The organism is Streptomyces sp. NPDC027672 (genome assembly GCF_055566335.1).
In genome coordinates this window covers 1-1,412 of the sequence record NZ_JBVHSO010000039.1, presented here as the reverse complement: position 1 = coordinate 1,412, position 1,412 = coordinate 1, and the positions used below count along the sequence as shown (strand labels likewise).

At 56.2% G+C, this 1,412-nt stretch carries 1 rRNA gene; it reads right to left on the bottom strand.

Annotation, left to right across the window (positions count from 1 at the left end):
• Positions 1–21: 21 nt before the first annotated feature.
• Positions 22–1,412: ribosomal RNA gene (locus ACZ4SV_RS36370) — 23S ribosomal RNA — on the bottom strand; the annotation flags it as partial.

Genomic DNA, 1,412 nt, shown 5'->3' with positions numbered 1-1,412 from the left:
ACACAGTGAACGCGAGCATCAATGGACAAGCCCTCGGCCTATTAGTACCAGTCAACTCCACCCGTTACCAGGCTTCCATATCTGGCCTATCAACCCAGTCGTCTACTGGGAGCCTTACCCCATCAAGTGGGTGGGAGTCCTCATCTCGAAGCAGGCTTCCCGCTTAGATGCTTTCAGCGGTTATCCCTCCCGAACGTAGCCAACCAGCCATGCCCTTGGCAGGACAACTGGCACACCAGAGGTTCGTCCGTCCCGGTCCTCTCGTACTAGGGACAGCCCTTCTCAAGACTCCTACGCGCACAGCGGATAGGGACCGAACTGTCTCACGACGTTCTAAACCCAGCTCGCGTACCGCTTTAATGGGCGAACAGCCCAACCCTTGGGACCGACTCCAGCCCCAGGATGCGACGAGCCGACATCGAGGTGCCAAACCATCCCGTCGATATGGACTCTTGGGGAAGATCAGCCTGTTATCCCCGGGGTACCTTTTATCCGTTGAGCGACGGCGCTTCCACAAGCCACCGCCGGATCACTAGTCCCGACTTTCGTCCCTGCTCGACCCGTCGGTCTCACAGTCAAGCTCCCTTGTGCACTTACACTCAACACCTGATTGCCAACCAGGCTGAGGGAACCTTTGGGCGCCTCCGTTACCCTTTAGGAGGCAACCGCCCCAGTTAAACTACCCATCAGACACTGTCCCTGATCCGGATCACGGACCCAGGTTAGACATCCAGCACGACCAGACTGGTATTTCAACGACGACTCCACAAACACTGGCGTGCCTGCTTCACAGTCTCCCAGCTATCCTACACAAGCCGAACCGAACACCAATATCAAACTGTAGTAAAGGTCCCGGGGTCTTTCCGTCCTGCTGCGCGAAACGAGCATCTTTACTCGTAGTGCAATTTCACCGGGCCTATGGTTGAGACAGTCGAGAAGTCGTTACGCCATTCGTGCAGGTCGGAACTTACCCGACAAGGAATTTCGCTACCTTAGGATGGTTATAGTTACCACCGCCGTTTACTGGCGCTTAAGTTCTCAGCTTCGCCCACCCGAAAGTGAGCTAACCGGTCCCCTTAACGTTCCAGCACCGGGCAGGCGTCAGTCCGTATACATCGCCTTACGGCTTCGCACGGACCTGTGTTTTTAGTAAACAGTCGCTTCTCGCTGGTCTCTGCGGCCACCCCCAGCTCAGAGCGCAAAGCTCATCACCAGGTGTGGCCCCCCTTCTCCCGAAGTTACGGGGGCATTTTGCCGAGTTCCTTAACCATAGTTCACCCGAACGCCTCGGTATTCTCTACCTGACCACCTGAGTCGGTTTAGGGTACGGGCCGCCATGAAACTCGCTAGAGGCTTTTCTCGACAGCATAGGATCATCCACTTCACCACAATCGGCTCGGCATCAGGTCTCA